The sequence below is a fragment of the Cytobacillus sp. Hm23 genome, from assembly GCF_051842895.1.
In the GTDB taxonomy this organism is placed as follows: Bacteria; Bacillota; Bacilli; order Bacillales; family SM2101; genus Nanhaiella.
In genome coordinates this window covers 150004-176237 of sequence record NZ_JBPXRQ010000010.1, presented here as the reverse complement: position 1 = coordinate 176237, position 26234 = coordinate 150004, and the positions used below count along the sequence as shown (strand labels likewise).

The 26234-nt window shown below is 35.5% G+C and carries 20 protein-coding genes and 14 tRNA genes; 31 read left to right on the top strand and 3 right to left on the bottom strand.

Going from position 1 to position 26234, the window contains the following annotated elements; translation table 11 throughout:
* The first annotated feature begins 33 nt into the window (after positions 1-33).
* The 20 genes from ACSVDA_RS08890 (at position 34) to ACSVDA_RS08795 (ending at position 12399) form a co-directional block, all read left to right on the top strand.
* Positions 34-110 (top strand) — tRNA-Pro (locus ACSVDA_RS08890).
* 14 nt (positions 111-124) lie between these two features.
* A tRNA-Ala gene (locus tag ACSVDA_RS08885) sits at positions 125-200 on the top strand.
* A 26-nt stretch (positions 201-226) separates the two neighbouring features.
* A tRNA-Met gene (locus ACSVDA_RS08880) sits at positions 227-303 on the top strand.
* Positions 304-312: 9 nt separating this feature from the next.
* A tRNA-Ile gene (locus ACSVDA_RS08875) sits at positions 313-389 on the top strand.
* Positions 390-398: 9 nt separating this feature from the next.
* A tRNA-Ser gene (locus tag ACSVDA_RS08870) sits at positions 399-491 on the top strand.
* A gap of 85 nt (positions 492-576) precedes the next feature.
* Positions 577-653, top strand: a tRNA-Met gene (locus ACSVDA_RS08865).
* Positions 654-663: 10 nt separating this feature from the next.
* Positions 664-739, top strand: a tRNA-Asp gene (locus tag ACSVDA_RS08860).
* A gap of 157 nt (positions 740-896) precedes the next feature.
* Positions 897-972 (top strand) — tRNA-Phe (locus ACSVDA_RS08855).
* A gap of 68 nt (positions 973-1040) precedes the next feature.
* Positions 1041-1116: transfer RNA gene (locus ACSVDA_RS08850), tRNA-His, on the top strand.
* A gap of 27 nt (positions 1117-1143) precedes the next feature.
* Positions 1144-1217: transfer RNA gene (locus ACSVDA_RS08845), tRNA-Gly, on the top strand.
* 11 nt (positions 1218-1228) lie between these two features.
* Positions 1229-1305 (top strand) — tRNA-Ile (locus tag ACSVDA_RS08840).
* 4 nt (positions 1306-1309) lie between these two features.
* Positions 1310-1384: transfer RNA gene (locus ACSVDA_RS08835), tRNA-Asn, on the top strand.
* A 2-nt stretch (positions 1385-1386) separates the two neighbouring features.
* A tRNA-Ser gene (locus ACSVDA_RS08830) sits at positions 1387-1477 on the top strand.
* A gap of 17 nt (positions 1478-1494) precedes the next feature.
* A tRNA-Glu gene (locus tag ACSVDA_RS08825) sits at positions 1495-1566 on the top strand.
* Between the two features lie 543 nt (positions 1567-2109).
* Complete coding sequence (glgB, locus tag ACSVDA_RS08820) at positions 2110-4074, top strand: 1,4-alpha-glucan branching protein GlgB (RefSeq protein ID WP_485882503.1); 1965 nt, start codon at positions 2110-2112, stop codon at positions 4072-4074.
* Positions 4025-5149 carry a glucose-1-phosphate adenylyltransferase gene (locus ACSVDA_RS08815; RefSeq protein WP_485882484.1) on the top strand — a complete coding sequence of 375 codons (1125 nt, stop codon included), beginning with the start codon at positions 4025-4027 and terminating at the stop codon, positions 5147-5149. The genes glgB and ACSVDA_RS08815 overlap by 50 nt, the downstream gene beginning before the upstream one ends.
* An 85-nt stretch (positions 5150-5234) precedes the next feature.
* A complete protein-coding gene (locus ACSVDA_RS08810) occupies positions 5235-6260 on the top strand; it encodes a GlgC family sugar phosphate nucleotidyltransferase (RefSeq protein WP_485882482.1) in 1026 nt (341 codons plus the stop codon).
* A complete protein-coding gene (gene glgA / locus ACSVDA_RS08805) occupies positions 6257-7711 on the top strand; it encodes a glycogen synthase GlgA (RefSeq protein ID WP_485882480.1) in 1455 nt (484 codons plus the stop codon). The genes ACSVDA_RS08810 and glgA overlap by 4 nt, the downstream gene beginning before the upstream one ends.
* Positions 7701-10109, top strand: coding sequence for a glycogen/starch/alpha-glucan phosphorylase (locus ACSVDA_RS08800; RefSeq protein ID WP_485882478.1), 2409 nt, complete (start codon positions 7701-7703; stop codon positions 10107-10109). The genes glgA and ACSVDA_RS08800 overlap by 11 nt, the downstream gene beginning before the upstream one ends.
* A gap of 325 nt (positions 10110-10434) precedes the next feature.
* The gene (locus ACSVDA_RS08795; RefSeq protein WP_485882476.1) at positions 10435-12399 is read left to right on the top strand and encodes a methyl-accepting chemotaxis protein; all 1965 of its coding nucleotides are present in this window, start codon (positions 10435-10437) and stop codon (positions 12397-12399) included.
* A gap of 106 nt (positions 12400-12505) precedes the next feature.
* On the opposite strand, the gene ACSVDA_RS08790 is transcribed toward ACSVDA_RS08795, so the two are convergent.
* Complete coding sequence (locus ACSVDA_RS08790; protein ID WP_214483744.1) at positions 12506-13303, bottom strand: TIGR00266 family protein; 798 nt, start codon at positions 13301-13303, stop codon at positions 12506-12508.
* Between the two features lie 453 nt (positions 13304-13756).
* Here ACSVDA_RS08790 and ACSVDA_RS08785 point away from each other — a divergent pair, with 453 nt between their 5' ends.
* Positions 13757-13957, top strand: coding sequence for a cold-shock protein (locus ACSVDA_RS08785; protein WP_320210957.1), 201 nt, complete (start codon positions 13757-13759; stop codon positions 13955-13957).
* Between the two features lie 147 nt (positions 13958-14104).
* Here the strand turns inward: ACSVDA_RS08785 and ACSVDA_RS08780 are convergent, their stop codons facing one another.
* On the bottom strand, positions 14105-14863 hold the full coding sequence (locus tag ACSVDA_RS08780) for a yteA family sporulation protein (protein WP_485882501.1): 759 nt from the start codon (positions 14861-14863) through the stop codon (positions 14105-14107).
* Positions 14864-15214: 351 nt separating this feature from the next.
* Here ACSVDA_RS08780 and ACSVDA_RS08775 point away from each other — a divergent pair, with 351 nt between their 5' ends.
* A complete protein-coding gene (locus ACSVDA_RS08775; protein WP_485882474.1) occupies positions 15215-15853 on the top strand; it encodes a DUF3885 domain-containing protein in 639 nt (212 codons plus the stop codon).
* A gap of 103 nt (positions 15854-15956) precedes the next feature.
* Here ACSVDA_RS08775 and ACSVDA_RS08770 read toward each other — a convergent pair whose 3' ends face one another.
* On the bottom strand, positions 15957-16895 hold the full coding sequence (locus ACSVDA_RS08770; RefSeq protein WP_485882472.1) for a 1,4-dihydroxy-2-naphthoate polyprenyltransferase: 939 nt from the start codon (positions 16893-16895) through the stop codon (positions 15957-15959).
* Positions 16896-17425: 530 nt separating this feature from the next.
* Here ACSVDA_RS08770 and ACSVDA_RS08765 point away from each other — a divergent pair.
* The 9 genes from ACSVDA_RS08765 to ACSVDA_RS08725 all read left to right on the top strand — a co-directional run bounded on the left by ACSVDA_RS08765 (position 17426) and on the right by ACSVDA_RS08725 (position 26216).
* On the top strand, positions 17426-18847 hold the full coding sequence (locus ACSVDA_RS08765; RefSeq protein ID WP_485882471.1) for an isochorismate synthase: 1422 nt from the start codon (positions 17426-17428) through the stop codon (positions 18845-18847).
* Positions 18837-20585 carry a 2-succinyl-5-enolpyruvyl-6-hydroxy-3-cyclohexene-1-carboxylic-acid synthase gene (gene menD, locus ACSVDA_RS08760; RefSeq protein WP_485882499.1) on the top strand — a complete coding sequence of 583 codons (1749 nt, stop codon included), beginning with the start codon at positions 18837-18839 and terminating at the stop codon, positions 20583-20585. Before ACSVDA_RS08765 ends, menD begins: the two co-directional genes overlap by 11 nt.
* On the top strand, positions 20575-21375 hold the full coding sequence (menH, locus tag ACSVDA_RS08755; protein ID WP_485882470.1) for a 2-succinyl-6-hydroxy-2,4-cyclohexadiene-1-carboxylate synthase: 801 nt from the start codon (positions 20575-20577) through the stop codon (positions 21373-21375). The genes menD and menH overlap by 11 nt, the downstream gene beginning before the upstream one ends.
* 35 nt (positions 21376-21410) lie before the next feature.
* Complete coding sequence (menB, locus tag ACSVDA_RS08750) at positions 21411-22229, top strand: 1,4-dihydroxy-2-naphthoyl-CoA synthase (RefSeq protein WP_320210963.1); 819 nt, start codon at positions 21411-21413, stop codon at positions 22227-22229.
* A 132-nt stretch (positions 22230-22361) separates the two neighbouring features.
* A complete protein-coding gene (locus ACSVDA_RS08745) occupies positions 22362-23840 on the top strand; it encodes an o-succinylbenzoate--CoA ligase (RefSeq protein WP_485882497.1) in 1479 nt (492 codons plus the stop codon).
* Positions 23841-23876: 36 nt separating this feature from the next.
* Entirely contained in the window at positions 23877-24986 is a 1110-nt protein-coding gene (gene menC / locus ACSVDA_RS08740) for an o-succinylbenzoate synthase (RefSeq protein ID WP_485882495.1), read from the top strand.
* Positions 24987-25079: 93 nt separating this feature from the next.
* On the top strand, positions 25080-25427 hold the full coding sequence (locus ACSVDA_RS08735; protein WP_485882468.1) for a sulfurtransferase: 348 nt from the start codon (positions 25080-25082) through the stop codon (positions 25425-25427).
* Between the two features lie 25 nt (positions 25428-25452).
* The gene (locus tag ACSVDA_RS08730) at positions 25453-25713 is read left to right on the top strand and encodes a metal-sensitive transcriptional regulator (protein WP_214483736.1); all 261 of its coding nucleotides are present in this window, start codon (positions 25453-25455) and stop codon (positions 25711-25713) included.
* A gap of 188 nt (positions 25714-25901) precedes the next feature.
* Entirely contained in the window at positions 25902-26216 is a 315-nt protein-coding gene (locus ACSVDA_RS08725) for a rhodanese-like domain-containing protein (protein ID WP_485882466.1), read from the top strand.
* Positions 26217-26234: the final 18 nt, after the last annotated feature.

The following is a 26234-nucleotide window of genomic DNA, read 5'->3' as shown; positions in this document are numbered from 1 at the left end:
TCGACTCCTTTCGGGCGCGCCATTAATAAATAACGGGAAGTAGCTCAGCTTGGTAGAGCACATGGTTTGGGACCATGGGGTCGCAGGTTCGAATCCTGTCTTCCCGACCACTTATAAAAATCATGGGGCCTTAGCTCAGCTGGGAGAGCGCCTGCCTTGCACGCAGGAGGTCAGCGGTTCGATCCCGCTAGGCTCCACCAATAAAATATCATTTGTAAATTAACTTGGCGGTGTAGCTCAGCTGGCTAGAGCGTACGGTTCATACCCGTGAGGTCGGGGGTTCGATCCCCTCCGCCGCTACCAAGTAAACAAGGACCTTTAGCTCAGCTGGTTAGAGCAGACGGCTCATAACCGTCCGGTCGTAGGTTCGAGTCCTACAAGGTCCACCATACAATGTTGGAGGAATACCCAAGTCCGGCTGAAGGGATCGGTCTTGAAAACCGACAGGGGTGTCAAAGCCCGCGGGGGTTCGAATCCCTCTTCCTCCGCCATTTTTATTTTCTTAATAACTGATTGATAAACATCAAGAAGAGACAGTGAGAAATGCACATTGAGAAAATTAAAATTTACTATTATCGCGGGGTGGAGCAGTCTGGTAGCTCGTCGGGCTCATAACCCGAAGGTCGCAGGTTCAAATCCTGTCCCCGCAACCAAAAAAAATGTGGTCCCGTGGTGTAGCGGTTAACATGCCTGCCTGTCACGCAGGAGATCGCGGGTTCGATTCCCGTCGGGACCGCCATTATTGATAAAAAATTGGCTCGGTAGCTCAGTCGGTAGAGCAGAACGTAAACATCTTGAGATACTTCAATGTAGTTCTGCGAGGAGCAATGTCTTGCAAAGAGATGCGACGAGCAAAGTGTTATATCTATTTAGAAAGTTCAATTTTTTTATTGTTTGGCTCGGTAGCTCAGTCGGTAGAGCAAAGGACTGAAAATCCTTGTGTCGGCGGTTCGATTCCGTCCCGAGCCACCATCTATAGGTTAAGAGTATATTATCTCTACCCGTCAATCTTCAGTTGGTAAATTGACATATATACTATGGCGGTTGTGGCGAAGTGGTTAACGCATCGGATTGTGGCTCCGACATTCGTGGGTTCGATTCCCATCAGTCGCCCCATTTAAAAATTAAATACCTTATGAATATGCGGGTGTAGTTTAGTGGTAAAACCTCAGCCTTCCAAGCTGATGTCGTGAGTTCGATTCTCATCACCCGCTCCATTTTAAATAATGGGCCTATAGCTCAGCTGGTTAGAGCGCACGCCTGATAAGCGTGAGGTCGATGGTTCGAGTCCATTTAGGCCCACCATTATTCCACAGTAGCTCAGTGGTAGAGCTATCGGCTGTTAACCGATCGGTCGCAGGTTCGAATCCTGCCTGTGGAGCCATTGGAGAAGTACTCAAGTGGCTGAAGAGGCGCCCCTGCTAAGGGTGTAGGTCGCGTAAGCGGCGCGAGGGTTCAAATCCCTCCTTCTCCGCCAGTTTGATAATATTTCATGGCCCGTTGGTCAAGTGGTTAAGACACCGCCCTTTCACGGCGGTAACACGGGTTCGAATCCCGTACGGGTCATCCATTTAGACACTGCATAAAATGCAGTGTCTTTTTTGTGGTGTGCTTGGCATGACTAAATTATGAAGGGCGGACCGGTAGATAGGTTTGCCTCGTAAGTTTTGCTTTATCATTTTTACTCCTCTTACTGTAGCTCCCTTTTGCTCATTCTATAAGGTAGACTTAAAATGTTAATTCGTATTACTTAATTATACGAATCATAGTGTTTGTTGCAAGGCTGAAGTAGCTCCGAAATGAATCGATATTTTAAGTGCTTTAACAAAATGAACATTACCTGTGTAATGATATACCCTTAAATATAGATAATATTGTATAGTTATTCCTCATATGCAAATGTAATTGCCTTTTTTAAAAAATACCGAATAAATTAAATATCTTTTTATTTTAAATGAACATTCTAATTGTATGCGCTTACATTATTCGTTTTTTAACTATGATATGAGCTTTTATGACATATTATGTAGAATGATGTAATAAAAATACGAATTATTTTAAAAGGAATTATTATTTTATTCGTGAATAATAAATATTAATGAAAACTATATTTTTGAAAAGAGGGGAAATACATTGACAGTAAGCGCGCCACCAACAGATTTTGATTTGCATTTATTTCATGAGGGCTCTTTATTCCAAAGTCATATGCTATTTGGTGCACATATTTGTCAAAAGGGTGACGACATTGAAGGAACACGATTTTGTGTATGGGCACCACATGCTAAGAGCGTAAGTGTAGTAGGGACTTTTAATGATTGGAATGGGAAAAACTATGAGCTTGAGAAAATAAATGATGAGGGAGTTTGGCATCTTTTTACGCCTGTTAATTTAGCGGGTGAGATTTACAAGTATGAAATTATCACACCTTCTAATCAAAAAATACTAAAATCAGATCCTTATGCATTTTACTCTGAAGAAAGGCCTCAAACAGGGTCAATTGTTTACAATATGGGTTCTTATAAGTGGAGAGATAAAAAATGGCAAAATCGAAAACAAAAGAACGTACAATCTAAACCTGTTTTTATTTATGAGTTACATTTTGGATCTTGGAAAAAGAAAGCTGATGGGAGCCATTATTCATATAATGAATTAGCGGAGTTGTTAATTCCGTATGTTGTAGAAAATGGCTATACACATATAGAATTGTTACCACTTATTGAACATCCATTGGATATTTCTTGGGGCTATCAAGGGGTAGGATATTTTTCAGCTACGAGTAGATATGGATCTCCACGTGAGTTAATGAAGTTTATAGATCTATGCCATCAACAAGGAATTGGCGTTATTCTAGATTGGGTTCCAGGTCATTTCTGCAAAGATAATCATGGATTATATATGTTTGATGGGCAGCCGACATATGAATATGAAAATCTACAAGATCGAGAAAATCCAGTTTGGGGAACCGCTAACTTTGATTTAGGCAAACCAGAAGTTCAAAGCTTTCTAATTTCGAATGCCCTTTTTTGGATTGAGTATTTTCATATCGATGGCTTTAGAGTTGATGCTGTAGCTAATATGATTTATTGGCCTAGTACGAATGGACATCAACATCTAAATAAAGGAGCCATATCATTTTTACAAAAAATCAATGAAGTTATTTCCTTTTATGCACCGGAAACATTAATGATTGCGGAGGATTCCACTGACTTCCCACAAGTAACAGAAAGTGTACCGGCAGGAGGGTTAGGATTTAGTTACAAATGGAATATGGGTTGGATGAATGATATCTTGACTTACATGAAGGCTGAATTCAGTGACCGGCAATATTTACATGACAAAGTAACGTTCTCACTTCTATATGCATTTTCAGAGAAATTTGTATTACCACTATCGCATGACGAGGTTGTTCATGGTAAGAAATCATTGTTAAGTAAAATGCCTGGTGACTATTGGCAGAAATTTGCCCAGCTTCGCCTTTTATACGGCTATTTAATAGCACACCCTGGAAAGAAATTGTTATTTATGGGTGGAGAATTTGGTCAATTTGATGAATGGAAAGATCAAGAACAATTAGATTGGAACTTGCAAGATTTTGTCATGCATCAAAAACTTCATGCATATGTTAAAGAGTTACTTAAAATTTATAAAAGAAATAAAGCTTTATATGAAATTGATGATACTCATGATGGTTTCGAATGGATTGATGTAAACAATCATGAGCAATCAATATTTTCATTTATTAGAAAAGGAAAAAATGAAGAGGACTTTTTAATTATCGTGTGTAATTTCACTGCTACAGTTTACCATGATTATATAGTTGGTGTTCCGGGCAAAGGTGAATATCGGGAAATTCTAAATAGTGACGAAATGGATTTTGGAGGTGCTGGAAATAGAAATAGCAAAAAAATAATTAGTAACGAAGGAACATATCATGGGAAGCCATATCACTTAGCAGTTACAATTCCTCCATTAGGAATATCGATTATACGTCCTATTAAAAAAAGAAAGGAGAGGAAGAGAACTGATGGGCAAAAAAAAATGCATAGCAATGATCTTGGCAGGAGGAAAAGGTAGCCGATTACGGTCATTAACAAAAGAGATAGCTAAACCAGCAGTGCCATTCGGAGGTAAATATCGAATTATTGACTTTGCGTTAAGTAATTGTACAAATTCAGGAATTGATACTGTTGGAATTCTTACTCAATATCAGCCATTAGAATTACATGATTACATTGGTATAGGTAGTGCTTGGGATCTTGATCGAAAAAATGGTGGCGTAACTTTATTACCTCCGTACATTGCGGAAGCAGGTATGAAATGGTATACGGGGACATCTTCAGCAATATACCAAAATATTAATTACATTAAACAATATAACCCTGAATATGTACTTATTTTGTCTGGAGATCATATTTATAAAATGGATTATGCGTATATGCTTGATTATCATATTCAAAAACAGGCAGACGTATCTATTTCTGTCATCGAAGTACCGTGGGAAGAAGCAAGCCGCTTTGGCATTATGAATACCGACGAAAGCATGAATATTACTGATTTTGAAGAGAAACCAGCAAATCCTAAAAACAACCTTGCTTCAATGGGGATTTATATTTTTAATACATCTATTTTACTTGATGTATTAGAAAGAGATGAACTTAATCCTGAATCAACGCATGATTTCGGCAAAGATATTATTCCTTTATTACTCGATGAACAAAAAAAATTAACCGCTTATCCTTTTCAAGGCTATTGGAAAGATGTGGGTACTGTTAATAGTTTATGGGAAGCCAATATGGACTTATTACACAATGATACAGACTTAAATATATATGATCATTCATGGCGAATTTATTCAGTAAATCCTAATCATCCTCCACAATATATAGCCCCAACTGGAGACATAAGAGAGTCCATTGTATGTGAAGGGTGTATCGTAGAAGGAGAGATTGATCAATCTGTTCTCTTCCAAGGTGTACATATTATGGAGGGAGCAGTTGTTAAAAATGCCGTTATTATGCCTGGTGCGACTATTGGTAAAAATGCTTATATAGATAACGCCATTATTTCTTCAGGAGTTAATATATGTGATGACATGATTATACGTAAAAAGGAAGAAAGTGATGAAATCATTTTGGTTAGTGAGGAATAATCTGCATTATAAGAACATATGAAAATTATATTACTTATTTCACATATGTTTGTTCATAAATGAACAAGGAAAGGATGGCGAATAAATGAATCAAACGATGCTTGGGATCATTGATGCAACACAAAGCTTTGACTCTATACAACAACTAACTATCAATCGATCAGTACCTGCAATCCCATTTGCTGGGAGATATAGATTAATTGATTTTGTACTTTCCAATATGGTGAACTCTGGAATTACTAGTGTCGCTATTTTTCCGAAAGATCAATATCGTTCACTTATGGATCATATTGAATATGGCCAGCAGTGGGATTTAAATCGTAAAAGGGATGGATTATTCTTTTTTCCTTCTGCGATTGGTTCACAGAGTGAGGAATTCAATGTTTTCCGGCAGTATAAGAACAACATCGATTATTTTCTTCGAAGCAAACAGCAATACGTATTAATCTCAAATTGTTATACAGTTTGCAATATTGACTATCAAGCTATTTTACAACAACATATAGAATCACAATGTGATATTACTGAAATTGCACATAACGGCAAACCTATGGGTATGTACATCTTTAATTTTTCTCTATTGTTTGACTTAATAACTAACTATGAAAAGTTTGGATATACGACGATTCAAGACGTGGTATTAGACCCTTCACATCATTTACAAATATGTAGATATGAATATGAGGGATATGTTGCAAAAATAAACACCATAAAAGATTACTATACACATAGTCTAGAATTATTAAAACCTCAAGTGTGGAAAGAGTTATTTAACCAAATTAATCCCATTTATACTAAAGTGAAAGATGAACCCCCTACAAAATATATGAATGGCTCGATGATAAAAAATTCATTTATTGCAAATGGATGTAAAATTGAAGGTGAAGTTGAAAATAGTATCATCTTTCGTTCGGTTAACATAAGTAAAGGGACAGTAGTAAAAGACAGTATTATTATGCAAAAGAGTCAAATAGGTGAAAATTGTGTATTAAACGGTGTCATTTTAGATAAAGATGTTAAAGTAGAAAATAATGTCATACTTACAGGTGATTACACGACACCATATATAGTTCCAAAGGGAACAATTCAAGGAGCGTTGATGAATACATGAAAGTTTTATTTGCTGTTTCAGAATGTGTACCATTTGCAAAAACAGGCGGACTAGGTGATGTAGCAGGAGCGTTACCGAAAGAACTTAAACAACTCGGTACAGATATTAGAGTGATCTTACCAAAATACGGAACGATTCCTGTCCAGTATAGAGATAAAATGAAAAAAGAAGCGAATATAACTGTTCAAGTCGGTTGGAGACAGCAGTATTGTGGAATTGAGTCATTAGAGCAAGATGGAGTCACATTTTATTTTATCGATAATGAATATTATTTTAAACGTGATTTTATCTTATATGGTCATTATGATGATGGTGAACGTTTTTCATTTTTTTGCCAGGCAGTATTAGCATCGTTACCCGTCTTAGACTTTAAGCCAGATGTCATACATGCTCATGATTGGCATACCGGAATGATTAGTTATTTGTTAAAAGAAAAGTATAGTAAAGTACCCTTTTATGAAAAAATAAAAACTGTTTTTACTATTCATAACCTTCAGTATCAAGGTGTATATCCGAAAGAAATTTTACCAGAATTATTCGGTTTAAATGAACAATCATTTGCATCAACTAGTCTGGAGTTTTATGGGAATGTAAACTTTATGAAAGCAGGCATAGTTACTTCAAATGTTGTTACAACGGTAAGTCCCACATACAAACATGAAGTTCAGACACCTTATTATGGTGAGAAATTAGATGGGGTTCTTAGAGATAGAAAACAGTCGCTCGTTGGAATACTAAATGGCATAGATGATCAATCGTATAACCCCAAAAATGACCCATATATTACTAAGAATTTCGATAGAACCTCTATAGATTCAAAAGTATTGAATAAACAACATCTACAAGAACATTTTTCATTACCAATTAGTAAAAAAACACCAATTATTGCAATGGTAACAAGGTTAACCCAACAAAAAGGTATTGATTTACTTATTAATATTTTCCATGAACTTATGCAAGAGGATATACAATTGATTGTCATTGGGTCTGGAGAACATCGATATGAATCATTCTTTAATGAAATGGTAAATCATTATCCAGAAAAGTGTAAAGCATACATCGGTTTTCACGAAGAGTTAGCCAGGATGATATATGCAGGAGCAGATCTTTTCCTCATGCCTTCCTTATTTGAACCGTGTGGATTAGGTCAATTAATAGCAATGAGATACGGTGTTATTCCTATTGTAAGAGAAACAGGTGGCTTAAATGATACGGTTGAATCATTTAATGAAGAGACAATGACTGGAAATGGTTTTACATTTACCAATTATAATGCTCACGATATGCTGTATACAATTAGAAGGGCATTATCCTATTATCATAAAACTAATTTGTGGAATAAGCTGATTATAGAAGTGATGAATCGTGATTTTAGTTGGGCACAATCAGCTTTTAAATACAATCAGCTGTATGCTGATTTGATGACTCGGAGTGGTAATCGTGTTCTCTAACAAGGAGACGTTCAAAGAAGCGTTTATCAAAAAGTATGAGACCTTATATGGAAAGGGGTTTCGTTATTCTACTATACGCGATCAGTATTTTACGCTAGGAAATATGGTAAGAGAACATATAAGTACTAAATGGATCGAAACAAATGAAAGAAACCGCCTGAATGAAAATAAACAGGTATATTATTTATCAATTGAATTTTTACTAGGAAGATTACTTGGTAATAATTTAATTAATTTAGAAATTAGAGAAGTTGTTGAGGAAGGATTAGCGGAACTTGGTATTAGTCTAACTGAAATTGAGGAAAGTGAAGCAGATGCTGGTCTAGGTAACGGAGGATTAGGACGTCTTGCAGCATGTTTTCTCGATTCATTAGCTTCTTTAAATCTTCCGGGACATGGATTTGGTATTAGATATAAGCATGGGTTGTTTGATCAAAAAATAGTTGATGGATATCAAGTGGAACTACCTGAACAATGGTTGCGACATGGAAACGTTTGGGAGGTTCGGAGACCAGATGAAGCAGTAGAGGTCCGGTTTTGGGGTGAGGTTGAAACAACTAATAAAAATAATTATTTATCATTTCGACATGTTGAAACGGAAATAGTGATGGCTGTGCCATACGATATACCAATTATAGGTTACGGCTTACATTCAGTTAATACGCTTCGAATTTGGAGCGCGGAAGTGTCTCCTCATGCTGTTCGTAAAAATATGATGGATTATAAAAGTGAAACTGAAGCAATTTCTGAATTTTTATATCCAGATGATACCCATGTTGAAGGAAAGTTACTAAGGCTAAAACAGCAGTACTTTCTAGTATCTTCTAGTCTACAAAGTATTGTTCGTTCATATAAGCTTAATCACAGTAGTTTAAGAGATTTTCACGAACATATTTCTATTCATATTAACGATACTCATCCTGTATTAGCTATTCCTGAATTAATGAGGATTTTACTTGATGAGGAGCGTATGAACTGGGATGAAGCATGGAATATAACTACAAATACAATTTCATATACGAATCATACAACATTAACAGAAGCACTGGAGAAATGGCCAATTGACATTTTTCAACCACTTCTTCCGAGAATTTATATGATAGTTGAAGAAATTAACGAGCGCTTTTGTAGAGACTTGTGGCAAAGGTATCCTAATGACTGGGAACGAATCGAAAGTATGGCTATTATTGCTCATGATGTTGTAAAGATGGCACATCTCGCTATTGTAGGCAGCCATAGTGTAAATGGGGTAGCTAAATTGCATTCTGAAATATTAAAGAAGCGAGAAATGAAGTTATTTCATGATGTTTTTACCGATAAATTTAATAACAAAACAAATGGCATAGCGCATAGAAGATGGTTATTAAAGGCAAACCCCCAGCTAACAATGCTATTAAATGAAACAATAGGAGATTCATGGATTTCAGAACCTGAAAAACTAATTGAAGTCCAAAAATATTGCGAGGACTCAATCTTTCAGAAACAGTTGTATCATGTGAAACAGGATAGAAAAAAAATACTAGCGCGCAGGATAAAGGATCAAACTGGCCTTGTCGTTGATACACATTCTATATTTGACGTTCAAGTTAAGAGACTTCATGCATATAAGAGGCAATTGTTAAATGTACTACACATTATGTACTTATATAACAGGCTTAAAGAAGATAGAAGTTTCATTGTTTTCCCAAGAACTTTTATCTTTGGTGCAAAAGCATCACCAGGATATTTTTATGCAAAAAAAATAATTAAATTAATAAATTCAGTTGCCGACATTGTAAATAATGATCCGGATATAAACGACATGATAAAGGTAGTTTTTTTAGAAAATTATAAGGTTTCACTTGCTGAAGAGATCTTTCCTGCTACAGATGTTAGTGAACAAATATCGACAGCGAGTAAGGAAGCCTCTGGAACAGGAAATATGAAATTTATGATGAATGGTGCTATTACGATTGGAACACTTGATGGAGCTAATGTAGAAATGAATGAGCGGATTGGTCAAGAAAATATGTTTACATTCGGCCTTTCGGCAAACGAAGTCATCCAATACTATGAACATGGAGGTTATCAATCTACTGAATACTACCATCATGACGAACGAATTAAACAAATAATTAATCAATTAATAAATGGTTTTTTCCCACATGTGTTAGATGAGTTTGAGGTCATTTATGACTCTTTACTTATGCAAAATGACCATTATTTTGTTCTTCGAGACTTTGATTCTTATGTTTGTACACAGGAGAAGATAGGAGTTTCCTATCAAATTAGGGACGAATGGTTAAAAAAGAGTGCTATAAATATTGCACATTCTGGCTATTTTTCTAGCGATAGAACGATACAACAATATGCAGACAGCGTTTGGAAAATAACTGCTGGTTTATTAGAAAAAAACTGATCTAATATTTATATGTTCATATTAAGGGTGGTGAACGATCATTTGAAAGCCACTCTCTTTTGAATTTTTTTACAGAGTTCAAACCCCGCCTCTTTAGGCGGGGTTTTGCAATTAGGTGGGAGTGATTCTGAACCTGCTTACCCAAAAAGTAAAGCTTACATAGGTTAAATATATTATTTCTATGGGTATAGTGTAATTTAATGTTTGTGTACATAATGAATTATGTTAAACTTTGAAAGGTGTGGAAAAAAAACAAAAATTATACAGCAGGATGGTGAAATAGAGATTGTTTACATCAATTAAGAGGAAGCTTCTAGTGTTATTTATGCTATTAATGATAGGTACGTTATTATTCGTTGCTTTGTTTTTGCAATATCAAACGGAGCAACAAATTGAAAAAGACGTCAAAACTCAGGCTGAAAACCTTGTGGAGCAAATAAATAACTACGTAGATTCATTTGTTGAGAAATATGCGATTAGCATTGAAGAGATTAGTAGAGAAAAAGACTTTGAGACATATGTATTAGCTATGTTATCTGACGATAAAAATGACATAAAGGAATTAGACCCTATTATTTTGGACAGATTTAATAATTACTTAGATCTTTATTCCGATGCGTATTTAATTTATGTTGCTGCTCGAAATGACACATTGAAAATCCAGCCACCAGTAGTAGATTTAGACGAGGACTTTAGTGTACTTGATAGACCTTGGTATACGTTAGCAGAGCAATCCCAGGATAAGGCTGTATGGACAGAACCTTACCTTAGTGAAGACGGTGAATATGTAGTCACAGTGTCAAAAGCAATCGTAATTGACAACGAGTTTAAAGGAGTCATTGCTACAGATCTTAAGCTTGAACAATTAGAATCAGTTATGCAAAATATTGATCTAACGAATAACGGTTACCCTTTTATACTTGATAAAAGTAAAAATGCCGTTGTGCATCCGACAGAGAGAGGGAACAACTTATCTGATCTTGATTTTATAGACAAGATGTACGGAGATAATGAACAGGGTTTTTTTCATTATGATTTCAAAGGTGAAGAGAAGGTACTTGCATTTGAAACAGTTGACCAAACGGGTTGGAAACTTGGGACGTCTTATACATATAAAGATTTAATGGCCAGTTCAAATAAATTGCGTAGTTGGATTATGGTTATTTCATTGACAGCTGTAGTGATATCTTTAATTATCATTTATATTGTAACAAATCGTATTTTAAATCCACTCATACATTTGAAGAAAGATGTAATGAAGGTGACAGCTGGGGATTTAACTGTAAAGGCACAACAAAAAACAAAAGATGAAATAGGTGATTTGACTATTCACTTTAATGACATGGTTAAAAATATGCACCACTTAATTATAGCTATTGAACAATCTAACGACCATGTATTTGAATCGGTTCAGGGATTAAGTGCTGTCTCAGAAGAAACAAATGCTTCAAGCGAAGAAATTGCCAAAGCGATAAATGAAATTGCAGTTGGTACAGCACGTTCAGCGGAGGATATAGAGAAATCCAATCAATTAATGGGTGTATTATCTTCTCAAATAAAGAATGTTACGTCTCTTACTGATAAGATGTCATTGCTATCGGTTGATGCCGAGAACGCCAATGAAAATGGATTTGAGAAAATTGAAGAATTAAAAACTATTTTTTCAAAGACTGAAGCGAATTTTAATACAGTTGATGAAATTATCGTTAATTTAGAACAAAAAATAACTGAAATTGAATCTGTTATGAAAGCTATTAATGACTTTTCTGAACAAACAAATTTATTGTCTTTAAATGCAAGTATTGAGGCTGCAAGAGCTGGGGAACATGGTAAAGGATTTGCAGTAGTAGCAAATGAGGTTCGGAAATTAGCAGAACAATCTACTGTTGCTACTGATCAGGTTCGAAGAACAATTCAAAGTATTCAATTAGAATCGAAGCGAACTGTAAATGAAATGGCGAATACAAAAAGATATTATAAAGAACAAGCTCTAGTCGTGAATGATACTGAACAAGCGTTTAATACAACTTCAAGAATTGTAAGTCAATTAAAGAGCTCAATAGATGATGTGCAAGAAGATATGATGAATATTCATAATCATCGTCAAGAAGTTTCGCAATCGATTGAAAATATTGCTGCAATGTCACAACAGGCAGTTGCTGCATGTGAAGAAGTGAGTGCTTCAACTGATGAGCAAACAATAGCATTTAATTCGGTTACAAAAGTAGCAGAAGATTTATTAGAGTCAAGTGAAGAATTAACAGATAGGATTAGCAGATTTAAAGTATAGGAAAGGAGTATATTTTATGTGACTTGGATGACTGGCAAGCGCTAAAGTATGGTAGCTTGCCGAGTCACCCTGATATTTTATATATAATTTTGACAGATTGTGCTTATTAGTTATCTCCGTCAAGGAAGTTACCTAAACCGCCTAAAATGCTACCTTCTCCTGTTGTTTTACCTGGAGTTTGAGGGGCACTAGCAAAAATACGATCAGCCAAGCGACTAAATGGCAATGATTGTACCCATACCGTGCCTGGACCTCTGACAGTAGCAAAGAATAAGCCTTCACCACCAAAAAAAGCTGTTTTTACTTTTCCAACAAACTCAATATCATAATCTACTTCTTTTGTCATGGCAACTAAACAGCCAGTATCAATACGCAACATCTCCCCAGGCTGAAGCTCGCGACGATGGATCGTACCACCAGCATGTAAGAATGCCATTCCATCTCCCTCTAGTTTTTGCATTATAAAGCCTTCGCCCCCAAAGAATCCTGCACCAAGCTTGCGCTGGAATTCAACTCCAACAGATACACCTTTAGCAGCACATAAAAAAGCATCTTTTTGGCAAATTACTTTACCATCTAAATCACTTAAGTCAATAGGAATAATTTTACCTGGATAAGGTGCAGCGAATGAAACGTGTTTTTTTTCGTTCCCTTCATTAGTAAATACAGTCATAAATAAACTTTCCCCAGTAATAACGCGTTTTCCTGCACCCATTAGTTTACCAAACAATCCAGATCCACCGCGCTTTGAACCATCCCCAAAGATTGTTTCCATTTCAATTCTATCTTCCATCATCATCATTGCACCTGCTTCTGCAATGGTACTTTCACCAGGGTCTAGTTCAATTTCTACAAATTGCATGTCGTCTCCGTATAATTTGTACTCAATTTCATGTGCGTTCACGATAATCACCTCAATAAATTTTGTATCATTACATATATTAAATTCGATGTAAATAATGAATCTCCCTGTCTATTGTATAAGATTGTTTCAATTTATCAAATAAAAAGTGATGTTTTAATGTAGCAATGTGAAGAGTTTTGTAATATTATGTATAGTCGTACAAATTTGTTTAATTAAGATAATCATTTTGTAGAAAAAACACTTAGGAAATATGCTAGAAACATGTAGAATATCAGTGTTTTATCGTGTTTGACTTAAGTTTAGATGGTATGCTATTGTAATCTTACTATTGATTATAAAAGGGCGAAAGTAAGGCTGACAATAGACTTTTAAAGAAGTGTGAGTTATATTCATTACACAATCTTGAAGTATTCTTTTTAACCATCATCTTTTGCAATCGGTAGGAATCTTGTTTTACACGATTTGAGTGTATATTTAGGAGGAAAAAGATTAATGCAAAACGGTACAGTAAAATGGTTTGATAAAGAAAAGGGTTATGGGTTTATTGCAGTTGATGACGGTGGAGATGTATTTGTACATTACAGTGCAATTGCAGGAGAAGGATTTAAAACTTTAGAAGAAGGCGAAAAAGTTAGTTTTGAGGTAGTTGAAGGAGCTCGCGGCCCACAAGCTTCAAACGTCGAAAAGCAATAGCATTTGCTTTCTTTTTGATTGACCTCTTTCTATAGAGGTTATTTTTTATTGCTAATGGTATATAGCTGTTATTTATTGGCATACATAAAAAAAGCCATTCTTGTTTCGACAAGTGGCTTTAAGTTCAGTATTTGGTAGGAAAGATATTTAATCTTCTAAAGATTCTTCTGTATACGGGTTTTTTTCGTACGGTAGTAAATCACCAAATGGTGTCATCATACCTTCCTCGTCTAGCAATTGTTCATATTTTTCATGCTGTATATTAGGATATACCTTTACATTTTTTCCTTCGATATCTGTTCCCGCAAAGTTCTCATAGTCCTCTACATAACCTAAGTTTTCATCCGATTCAATATACATATCATTATAGTGGTCTGGTGGATTAACGAGATCAGATGGTGATTCTGAAGTGCCAAAACGTGCTACTTCCTGCCATGAATCTTCAGCATCAAAACTTACAGCATCCTTATCATCATTATTAAACTTCCCATACGGAGGTAATAATACCCCCTCTTCAATAGGTCTGTTGTGAGATACAGCCTGATCAGGACTATGTTCTTTGCAATGTAATGCGGTAGGCAGAGCTTGTAAACGTTCAATCGGTATATCCTTTCCACAAACTATGCAAGTGCCATATGTTCCATTGTCTATTGCATCAAGAGCATTTTCGATGTCAGTTATTTCTTTTTCAACGTGTTCTAACAGTGATATATCCTTTTCACGTTCATATAACTCTGTCCCTAAGTCACCTGGATGGTTGTCATAGCTTGATAATTCACCAACTGAATCATGTGCGTCAGAAAGCTTCAGGTTAAAATGATTATTTGCTTCTAGTTGGGACTTAAGTTGGTTCCTAGTAGTAATCAAACTTGAACGGAAGGCTGAAGATTGGTCTTTTGTTAGCATAGCTAGTCTCCTTCCTGTATAGTCAATAATCGAAACGACAGTGCCTGCTTGGATATCCAAGGCATACTTTCAATGTCTAGCTCCAGTGTCAATCGCGTCGAGTTGTAGTTAATTGAGAAGCCTGCATTGGTGATAACAGGGCACTTACGTATTATTATGTCTAGCTCAACATCGTAGCCTCTTTAGGTTACTTGCCATACCATTTCAAAACAAAAGCTCATTCAAATGATTATGCCTTAAATGCTTGGCGAGACTAACCTAGTAGGCTCTACTTTTCTTATTGTTTACTTATTGCGGAAAAAAATGATTAAAAATTGTCTTTTTTGCAGATTAATTTTATGAGGTGTTGGAATGAAATTAAACGATTTTATGCAGGAAACATTCCCTAATTTAGAGCTAAGACCACCTTTGTTTTATAGTTGGGATACTGGTATACGGTTTGAACTTGGGGTAGACTGGAAAAAGGAGTATGATTATCTAAATAATCCATATGTATTGGGGTGCTATCAAAGAGCAATTACATTATTTGAAGCTCTACATTCTTCTACGGACGATATATTTGTAGTGATGGATGTAAATGATTTTAATCAAGGTAAAAACATTAAACGGCAATTAACAAACTTTTCACCCTATGTTAAGAAGTCGTTACTGTATACGTTAAAGCACCAAATAATACCCTATATTTTCCCTGAAGATGATGAAGAAGGAACATATAGAACACATAGATTTACTCTAAAGTGTAAATTTACAGAATTTAAATACAAACGTTTGTTAATGGCATTATGCAATCATGAATTAGGAATAAAACCAAGTATTTATCATAGGGTTTATTTCATAAATATTAACAAGAAAACGATCTATCACGTTTACGATGACAGAGGTTGTGATTTATTGGCAACTTCACCTGAAACTATAAGAGGTATGTATAACAGGTATAATAATTGGATTTTGGATTATGACAAACCTGAAATTAACAAGGTTTTTAATTGAAATAATGTGAGGGAAACACCGTAGCCGGTGTTTCCCTCACATATTTAAAATCAACTTAAAAACATGAATCGATGTGAGTAAAAAACACGACGATGTGCCGTGTTTAAAACCAGTAACTTAATAGTAAGCCAAGTGAGAGTAAAAAACCAAAATGAGTATTTGTTTTGGCTGTAGCCTTCATAGCGGGCATCATTTGTATCGGAATGTTTTTTCCAACGAAGCCCTTTGTAGCTTTAATTGCACTTGGAATACTTATCAATACTAACAAAACCCATGGTGAAGAAATATTAGCTAACACTAAGATAACAACCCAGCTATATGAGATGATAAACATACCAGCTAATAATTTTATTGCATTGGGTCTACCTAGAATAATAGCTAATGTATTTCGCCCATTTTCTTTATCACCATCTAAGTCACGAATATTATTTGCCAACAAAATAGCTCCAACTAATATTGAGACGGGTATAGATACAAGTATACTTGCTGTTGAAACCGTATCAGTTTGAATAAAATAGGAAAGTAAAATGATAATTAGCCCCATAAATGTGCCAGCAACTATTTCTCCAAAGGGTGTGTACGCAATCGGGATAGGCCCGCCTGTATAATAATATCCAGCTAGCATACAAATTGTCCCAATAAGTGCTAACCACCAGCTACTATTCAAGCATATATATATACCTAAAAATGTTGCGGTAGTAAATAAAAGAAAAGCGGCTATTAGGACAGTCTTTGGCTTTACTCCATCTCTTACTATTGCTCCTCCAATTCCGACTGACTCTTCATTGTCCAATCCCCGTTTAAAATCGAAATATTCATTAATCATATTTGTTGCTGCTTGAATGAGTATACAAGCAATTAACATGACTATAAATAGCGGCATATTTATCTGGGTTTGCTCTAAAGCAAGTGCTGTGCCGATAAATACAGGGACGAAGGCAGCAGTAAGTGTATGTGGTCTTGTTAAATTCCACCACACCTTCCATCCTTTATTTTGTTTGGGCATTATGGATTTTTGTTTCATATTTATTTGTGACTCCATAATTTCTCCTCCCCTCTTAAAGAGAAATTTAACATAAAAAAGGCTGTTTTCATATCGATTGTTGTTTATAAATTAAAGCACGAATAGAACGAGGATGTGGTGCTAAAGTTGTGTTAAAAAGTTCCAACTTCAAAAGACCTCATCTAGCTATGCTTTAGTAAAATAGCAACAATGTTAACGAAAAGAGCTATAAAAAATTATGAATACAAATTAAGTGTAGAAAAAGGGTAACACCCTGTCAATCATTTTAGGGGATTTTGACAAATACTTTTGCTGTTAACTTTTAGGTAAAGAAAATTGTATGTCATTTTAGTTTTCTTATTTTAAAAAGAGTAATATAATAATGAATGGATTCGTATAGAAAATTTGATATGAAGTATGAAGAAATGTAGCGGATATATCTTAGAAATTGCCAATATTGACAGTGTATATGACTAAGTGTATCTTAAAATGTGTGTTTGTTAAAGTAGAAAGAGAATTAAGCATTTATTATATATAAGAATAACGTTTCATCATTCGGGGGGATTATTGTGGTTGCAGTACAACAAACTGCTGCGTATGAACAACTATTACAAGGAATTAGTAGATCGAAAAAACATACAAAGCCTATACTAACAAGTATAGTAAAAAAAACTCCATATAAAGATCCCCTGTTATTTTATGAGGCTGCGAAACAATCCTATGAAGGAGAACGCTTTTTTTGGACAGACCCTAGTGATGAAATCATTTTAGTCGGGCTAGGTACCGTATTTTCAATAGTAGCCCAAGAGCATAGATTTGAGACTGTTGAAAAAGAATGGGAACGCTTTTTAACTAATTGTGTTAAGCAAGAACAAACTTGTCCGTTTGGGACTGGGCCCATTCTGTTAGGTGGTTTTTCCTTTGATCCACTAAAACAATCAACTTCTTTATGGAGTAAATATCCCCCTGCGAAATTTATATTGCCAGAGCTCATGCTCACGATAAATAAAGGGGATGCTTGGATAACTTCTAATATCATTTGTCAACACTCATCTGATCCTATAGAAATATTAAAGGATTTGGAAAATAAAATGGAACATATTCTACAAGCAGAATGGTCTTGGCAGCCTAATGATAAATGGAAACATTCATATCGTCAAACTGAAATTGAACCTGAACTTTGGATAGATTCTGTTGACAATGTAACCCAAGATATTAAACAAGGTGAGCTAGATAAAGTTGTGTTAGCAAGGGAGACAAGACTTCATTTTGACAGTAAAGTAAACCTGACGTCTGTACTAAATAATCTTCGAGCTGAGCAGCCTATGAGTTATATATTTGCTTTCGAAAGTGGTGAAGATTGTTTTATTGGTGCCTCTCCCGAAAGATTAATAAAAAAAGAAAATAGTAAGGTATTATCTACATGTTTAGCAGGCTCTATCAAAAGAGGGAAAACATTGAACGAGGATAAAATGCTCGGTAATTCCTTATTATGTGATAAAAAGAATTTACATGAACATGAGCTTGTCGTCCAAATGATCAAAAAAGCAATGTTAAATTTCTGTAATACAATAGAATCTCCTAGTCACCCAACATTGCTTAAAATGCGTCATATTCAGCATTTATATACACCTGTTATATGTACGGTAAAAGATCATATTTCGTTTTTATCTATGGTGGAAAAGCTTCACCCAACCCCTGCATTGGGAGGGTTTCCAACAGATAAAGCTATTAAGAAAATAAGAGAAGTTGAACAATTAGATAGAGGATGGTATGCAGCTCCTATCGGCTGGATTGACGCTAATAATAGTGGAGAATTTGCAGTAGCTATTCGATCAGCTCTTTTTCAGGGACAGGAAGCTTCGCTATTCGCTGGTTGTGGGATTGTAGCTGATTCCGATCCACAAAGTGAATATGAAGAAACTAAATTAAAACTGAAGCCTATGCTCTCAGCAATAGGGGGTATGAGTCATGAAGAAAATGAACAATAATAATTCTTTAACTGCTTTTGTGTTGGCTTTTGTAGATGAATTAATAAAAGTCAATGTCACAGATGTTGTGATTAGTCCTGGATCTCGTTCCACACCTATGGCTATGATAATGGCTGAGCACCCAATGATGAATGTTTATGTAAACATTGATGAGCGCTCAGCCGCTTTTTTTGCTTTAGGTATAGCTAAGTCGAAAAGAAAGCCAGTAGCCATATTATGTACATCAGGAACAGCAGCTGCTAATTATATGCCTGCCATTGTCGAGGCATATTATTCAAGAGTTCCCTTAATCGTACTTACAGCAGATCGACCACATGAATTACGTGATATCGGTGCACCACAAGCTATAAATCAAATTGGAATATTTGGAGAGTATACGAAATGGTTCGCTGAGATGGCAATACCTGAAGATACACCTGAAATGCTTAATTATGTAAGAACCTTTGCAAGTCGAGCATCAGGAACAGCTATGCAAGCTCCAAAAGGTCCTGTTCATTTAAATTTTCCATTTAGAGAACCGCTTGTACCTTTAATAGAAGCAATTGAACATAATGATCAAGACAGCTATGTGAATGTTACAATAGGCGCGCCTAGCTTAACAACAAATCAATACCACAGTTTTTACGATCGTATATCGAAGAAGAAGAAGGGGTTAATTATTTGTGGCGCCATTGATGATCCATCCTTTGCTGAAGCGGTAATAGAGTTAGCTGATAAATTGCAATATCCAATATTCGCTGACCCGTTGTCTCAACTTAGAAGTGGTCACCATACTAAAGAACTAATTATTGATAGTTATGATACGATCTTAAAAAATAAACAAATTCTTCAATTGTATAAACCTGAGGTTATTATTCGATTTGGTGAAATGCCAGTTTCAAAAGCATTAACATTATACATAAAACAGCTTGATCATATTGATCATATAGTCATTGATGGCGGAGGGGGCTGGAGAGAGCCAACTTTATCTGCTTCAGACATGATTCATTGTGATGAAGTGAATTTTTGTAGTGGGCTTAGTGATGTTATTAAAGAACTTAATAAAAAATCGCATTGGGTAACACAGTGGGTAGAAATGAATGCGATGATAAAATCAATATGGAATGGTTTAGAATATGAAGAGGACTTGTTTGAAGGAAAAGTATTTTCTGAATTAACAAAAACACTTCCTTATAACACTACATTATTTGTAGGAAATAGTATGCCAATAAGAGACCTAGACTCCTTTTTTCTTACAAATGATAAATCAATTAGAGTATTGGCAAACAGGGGAGCTAACGGAATAGATGGTATTGTTTCTACGGCACTCGGTGCTAGTATAAATTGCTCACCTCTAGTACTTGTCATTGGAGATCTGTCATTCTATCATGATTTAAATGGATTGTTGGCAGCGAAAATGCACAAACTTAATATGACAATTATTGTTATAAATAATGATGGTGGTGGTATTTTTTCATTTTTACCACAGGCTCAACACCAAAATCATTTTGAGACTTTATTTGGAACACCTTTGGGTCTTGATTATGAGTATGTTGTTAATATGTATGGTGGTGAATTTAACCGTGTTACTAAGTGGAACGACTTTCGAGAAAAGGTTCAACAGTCTATTCACGCTGATGGATTATCTGTTATTGAATTAACAACTGATAGAACTACGAATGTGGAAATGCATCGCTCCCTATGGAACATGGCAATCGCTGAAATTGATGCCTTTTTAGGTGTAGATGATGAAAATTGAATTAAACAATGTACTCTATAATATTGAAATTGTCGGTGAAGGTCCACCATTAATACTGTTACATGGCTTTACAGGCTCTATCAAGAGTTGGCAACCATTTATTCGTAAGTGGGGAGCTAAGTCAACTCTGTATTTAATAGATATAATAGGTCATGGAGATACAGTATCACCCTTAGATAGTAATAGATACAATATGGAATCTATTGTGTTAGATTTGGTTCAACTTCTAAACAATTTTCACATAACAAAAGCGAATGTTCTCGGCTATTCAATGGGTGGTAGAATTGCATTATCACTAGCAATGTTATACCCTGAACGAGTAGATAAGTTAATATTAGAGAGCAGTTCACCAGGCTTAGCAACAGAACAAGAACGACTACTCCGAAAACAGTCTGATGAACAATTAGCTGATGCGATCGAACAATATGGAATGGAATGGTTTGTAGATAAATGGACAAACCTCCCACTTTTTCATAATATGAAGCAACTACCTGTTCAAACCCAGGAGCTGATTCGTCAACAACGTCTAGAAAACAATCCAATTGGCTTAGCTAATAGCCTTAGAGGATTTGGAACAGGTGTTCAGTCATCATGGTGGGACAAATTGTCTTCGTTTCCTCATCAAACCTTATTAATAACAGGTATGGATGATACGAAGTTTCACAATATCGCGAAAAAAATGGTAAAATTATTACCATATGTTAAGTGGGAGAAAATTAATCTTGCTGGTCATACAATTCATGTGGAACAACCACGAATTTTTGGTAAAATAGTATATGAGTTTTTGTAAGCGTAAACTACATAAATATAAGGGGGATTACGTAAGTGGGAAGAGAGTGGGTTTCTGAGAGAAAGTACGAAGATATTTTATATGAGACTTATAATGGCATTGCAAAGGTAACGATTAATCGTCCTGAAGTACGCAATGCATTCCGTCCAAAAACTGTAATGGAGTTGATAGATGCTTTTGCATATGCTAGAGACGATGCTAACATTGGTGTCATTGTTTTAGCTGGTGCAGGTGACGAAGCGTTTTGCGCAGGTGGAGACCAAAAGGTTCGTGGGCATGGAGGCTATGTAGGTGAAGATGAAATTCCTCGTTTAAATGTATTAGACCTTCAGCGTTTAATTCGTGTCATTCCAAAGCCAGTAGTTGCGATGGTATCTGGATATGCAATTGGTGGAGGACATGTATTACATGTTGTGTGTGATTTGACAATTGCAGCAGAAAATGCTGTTTTTGGTCAAACAGGACCTAAAGTTGGTAGCTTTGACGCTGGCTATGGATCTGGCTACCTAGCTAGAATTGTTGGACATAAAAAAGCTCGTGAAATATGGTATTTATGTCGTCAATATAGTGCACAAGAAGCGATGGATATGGGATTAGTAAATACTGTTGTTCCTCTAGAACAACTTGAAGACGAAACGGTACAGTGGTGTGAAGAAATGCTTGAGAAAAGTCCAACAGCTCTTCGCTTCTTAAAAGCAGCATTTAATGCTGACACAGATGGCTTAGCAGGCATCCAGCAATTTGCAGGAGATGCAACTTTATTGTACTATACGACTGAAGAGGCAAAAGAAGGTCGTGACGCATTTAAAGAAAAACGTAGCCCTGACTTTAAACAGTTTCCACGTTTTCCTTAATATGAGCAATTAAATACGATTTTTAATCCTTTATAATAAATAGGATAAGTGTAAAAGACAGCTTGGTGGGTAACTTCATCAAGCTGTTTTACTATCGTTATAAGGACATCTTGTGAGGTGGTTTTCATGGGTATGCAACAAGTCATTCCAAACTTTTTACTACAACGGGCTAAATTAACTCCTAACCGTATTGCCTTTACTTATCATAAAGAGCAAATTACCTTTTTAAATTTACACGAACGGGCTATAACGAAGGCAAGAAAGTTACACTCTTTTGGTGTGAAAAAGGATGATACAGTAGCAATATTAATGAATAATAGTATAGAATTTATCGAAATCATCCATGCGTTAAAACATATTGGTGCCATTACTGTTTTCCTTAATACTCGGCTAACTGAGGCAGAAATTGCATGGCAAATTGTTGATGCTAGAGTAGATTATTTTATTACTGAGGATGCATTTTCTAACATTTCTAAAGGAATAGCTAATGAAAATCCTTTATTGAATATAGTAAGTGTGAAACAACTTGATCGTTTACAAGAAACGGAATTTTCGTTAATTGAAGAATTTCCTTTACATGAAATCGATACAATCATGTATACATCAGGAACGACTGGCAAACCGAAAGGTGTTATTCAAACATACGGTAATCATTGGTGGAGTGCTGTTGGCTCTGCTTTGAATTTAGGTTTACATGAGAAGGATCGTTGGTTGTTGGCGGTTCCTATATTTCATATAAGTGGATTATCAATTTTGATGAGGAGTGTTATATATGGAATGACTGTCATACTTCATGACCGGTTTATTCCATCACAAATAAATCAATCGATCATGCGTGATGGAGTAACAATTGTTTCTGTCGTAGCTGTTATGCTTCAAAAAATGATAGATGAGCTAGAAGATCATTCTTACCCGCCCTATTTTCGATGCATGTTAACAGGTGGTGGTCCTGTGCCAACACCATTACTTAAAAAGTGTAAGGAAAGAGCCATACCGGTTTTTCAAACATATGGTATGACCGAAACAGCATCGCAAATCGTTACACTCACACCTGAAGATAGCCTCAACAAGATCGGGTCGGCGGGAAAACCAATATTCCCTGCTCAAATACGAATTGAAAAAGACGGAGACATAGTTGCAGCAAACGAAATTGGTGAAATTGTTGTAAAAGGTCCAAATGTAACAAGCGGTTATTTATTTCAAGAAGAAATTACTAGAAAAGCACTTAATAACGATTGGTTTTATACAGGAGATATAGGCTATATTGATGATGATGGATTTTTGTATGTACTCGATCGACGATCTGACCTCATTATATCTGGTGGGGAAAATATCTATCCAGCAGAAATAGAATCCGTTCTACTTTCACATCAGGATATTGACGAAGCGGGAGTAATAGGAGTGTTTGATAAAACGTGGGGACAAGTACCTTGTGCTTTTATCAAATGTAAAAATGATGTAGATGTTTCAGAAAGTGAGCTTATTCAATATTGTTCCACAAGGCTTGCGAAGTATAAAGTTCCTAATAAAATTGTGTTTGTTCAGGAGCTACCAAGAAACGCAAGCAATAAACTATTACGTAGGAAACTATATGAGTATATAGAAAATTAATTATCGTGTGTGCTTAAGAGAGGGGGGAAGGAGAAGCTGGATATACATACTATTACGCTCCATGTAACTAAAATGAAATTAATATCCCCATTTGTGTCACGCTTGGAAACTGTTCAAAATAGGGAATCAGTATTAATTGAAATAAAAGATCGTGAAGGTTTCATTGGGTGGGGGGAAGTAGTTGCGTTCTCTTCACCATGGTATACAGAGGAAACGATTAAAACGTCGCTACATATGTTAGAAGATTTTTTAATTCCAAAGCTTTTTGCAGAGCCTATTACACATCCGTCCGATGTATTTGGTGTGTTATCTTATGTAAAACGAAATAGAATGGCCAAAGCAGGTTTGGAAACAGCAGTATGGGATTTATATGCGAAAAGGCAAAATGTTTCACTAGCTAGCCTGCTCGGCGGTAAGAAGAAGTCTGTTGATGCTGGGGTTGTAGTTGGGTTGGATAGCACGAAAAACATGCTGAAAACTATAGAAAGAAGATTAATAGAAGGGTACCAAAGAATAAAAATAAAAATTGCGCCTGGTGAAGATTTGGAAATTATTAAGGAGATTAAAAAAGAATTTCCTAAGATTCCTTTAATGGTAGACGCCAATTCAGCTTACAACCTAGCTGACATAGATCGATTAAAGGCTTTAGATGAATATGAATTATTGATGATTGAGCAGCCCCTTGCCTCTGATGATATTATCGACCATGCTAAAGTTCAACGTGTGCTCAAAACACCAATTTGTTTGGATGAGAGTATAACGTCATATGATGATGCCAGAAAAGCAATCGAGCTAGGCAGCTGTCAAATTATGAATGTGAAAATTGGTCGTGTAGGTGGTTTATATGAAGCTATCCGGATTCATGATATTTGTAAATTAAATAATATACCTGTGTGGTGTGGTGGCATGCTTGAAACAGGAATATCCAGGGCACATAATATAGCTTTAGCTTCTTTAGAAAACTTTTCTATTCCTGGAGATATTTCAGCTTCATCGAGGTATTGGGAACGAGATGTCATTATTCCTGAAGTTACTGTTAATCGCGGACAAGTGGATGTTCCAAATAAGCCAGGGATTGGTTTCGATATAAATTATAAGTTGCTTGAAGAAATTACGATAACTAAAAAGCAGTTCCTGAGGAAATAGTCTACAAACAGAAATCGTAATGTGAATCTCTTGACATTATACCCTCTCAGGTATAGAATGAGTATAATTTTATAAGAGTGAGGGGGATGATGATTGAATTATCTCTTAATAATTATACTGATTAGCTTAACTTATTTATTTTATACAAGATATTTCCCTATAATCGGTGTACGATGTGTAGATGTAAAGCGAAGCGATAACCATCAAGAAAAGTTTACATTAGTAGACATTAGAGATTATAATGTTTCGCATAAGTTACCATATAAAAATGCTGTTAACGTACCTATGGCTTACTTGAAGCGAAATTATAATGACTTACCTAAAAATGATGTTCATATTATCGCCTCAGACAAAATAGAAAAAAACATGGGTATCCGTTTTTTACGTAGTAAAGGATATAAAATAATTAGTTATACAATGACTGAATGCACTTGTAAATAATTATAAGTTTTTAGGTGGTGTAAAAATGGAATACAATAATCAAGTGAAAAATAGAGTAAAAAGAACTGAAGGGCAAATTAGAGGAGTCTTAAAAATGATGGAGGAAGACAAAGACTGTAAAGAGGTAATTACACAATTATCAGCAGCACGAGCTGCAATTGATCGTACAATTGGTGTAATCGTTAGCTCTAATTTAGTTGAGTGTGTCGAAAACGCTGATGAAAAGGGCTATAAAAAAGAAGAAATAGTGAAAGAAGCAGTAAATTTATTAGTTAAAAGTAGATAATTAATTTTTGAATGAGGACTCTTTGCTAAGATTTGCAATTGATATTGATGATACTATAAACAGTTGGATACGTGAAATATCTTAGTACAAATACCAATAATCTATGTGAGATAGTGTAAGTAAAAGGGTTTAGACCCTTTTTTTAGAACAAAATATACCCTTGTGGGTAAAAAGACTGGAGAATGAAGATGAAGCAGATAACTAGTATAGAAGTTGAGGAAACGTTAAGAAATGATGAAACCTTGAATATCATTGATGTTCGTGAAGTAGATGAGGTAAGGACAGGGATCATTCCAAATGCGATTCATATACCATTAGGTTTATTAGAATTTCGGTTACATGAATTAGACAAATCTAAGGAATATATAATAGTATGTCGCTCAGGAAATAGAAGTGGTCTTGCTACACGCTTCTTAGAAGGACAAGGTTTTAGAGCGATAAATATGATTGGGGGTATGCTCTCTTGGAAGGGAGAAATAGGATATCATGATTTAGTCGGATAAAAATGACAATATAGTGAA